Source organism: Pseudomonas sp. Irchel 3E20 (assembly GCF_900187645.1).
Classification (GTDB): Bacteria; Pseudomonadota; Gammaproteobacteria; order Pseudomonadales; family Pseudomonadaceae; genus Aquipseudomonas.
Window position 1 is genome coordinate 1 of sequence record NZ_FYEE01000034.1, and the last position, 1,416, is coordinate 1,416.

A 1,416-nucleotide genomic window follows, 5' to 3' on the forward strand; every position below is an offset into this window, starting at 1 on the left:
CCAGCTGCGCACCCAGTATCAGGACGTTTTCGACAATCGCCTGGACCGCCACTTCGCCAAGGGCGGCGGGTTTTTCGCCAATGCCACCAACAACCTGCTGGAAATGTTCGGCGAGGGCTTCAGCAAAATCACCCGGCATGCGGCCAACCTGTCGCTGCCCAACACCTTGTTCATGGGCGCCAACCCGCACCGCCGCTATTTCATCCTGGCCGCCCATCGGCTGGCCATGCTTATCAGTGAAGCGCGTCGCCTGGCCCCGGATGAAACCATCACCGTCATGGGGCACAGCCAGGGCACGTTGATAACCCTGCTGGCGCAGGCCTTGCTGGTGGATCGCGGCGAGCGCTGCGCCGACTGCGCGATCATGGTCGCTTCGCCCTATTGCCTGTTGCCCGATAAAACCCCGCAAGGCTGCGACACCCTCGCCACCCTGATCGATATCGTCCAGGCCATGACGGCCACGCCCCACCCGCAACCGCCCCTGAGCGCGATGCAATACGGCCAGCCCGGTTATGGCGGCCGCACGGGGCCGAATTGGTCGCCGCAGCAGGGCCAGCGCCTGGGGCCGGATAACAGCACCCTGGTGTTTCCCGAGCGGGACAACCGCGGCAAGGTTTACCTGTATTTCAGCCATGACGACTCCACCGTGGGCCTGAGCGATGTCAGCGGTATCGGCACCTTCGGCGTGCCGTCGCACTTGCCCGATGGCACGCCGGTCATGCCCGCCATGCCTGCGGGGTTTTATCAGCGCTTGTGGAGCACGCGCCAGCGCGATGGCCGGCCGATCTACGTGGGGGCTGAACCGGCGCTGGTGCCGTTGCGGGTGTGGGGGGAGCGCTACGCCGCGGAACACCATCCCGGCAAAGCGCTATTACAGGCCACCACCGGCCTCAATGAAACTGTCTACATCAACGGCGAAGCCCTGGTGCCGCCCCATGCGCCGCAGATGTTTGGCGGCGAGGCCATCACCGGCAGCCCGACCCAACCGGGCCTCGACGCACCGGATGCGGTGTCGCAGAACAACGCGTTGGGCAATAGCAACGCCGAATTCAAATGGGTTGAGCTGCGCAAAAGCCCGACCCGGGTGGACGAGGCCCAAGAGCTGGCCGCCTGGAACCAGGGCAAGGCGCCGGACGACCAGACCCGTGTGCTGCGCCAGAAGATGTCGGGCAACCCGATGCTCAGCCCGGTCGGTTATTTCTTGATCGAACGCGAAGAAACCCCCAACGAAATCCGCGCACGCCTGGCAGTCGACCCCAACGAATGGGGCAACAACAGTTATCACTCGGCGGTGTTGCGCAGCCCGGAAAACCACCGCTGGGTGACGGCGATGGATGTGGCGGTGGGGCAGGGAAAATGTTTGGACGATCCGCATATTCGTGAGGTGCTGATTGCGGTGGCGGATTGGCGGGTGGA

1 protein-coding gene is annotated in these 1,416 nt (G+C 64.5%); it reads left to right on the plus strand.

What is annotated here, in order from left to right; genetic code table 11:
• Positions 1-1,416, plus strand: a 1,416-nt coding sequence (locus CKW13_RS24085) for a DUF3274 domain-containing protein (RefSeq protein ID WP_141234027.1), incomplete at both ends; no start/stop codon positions are given.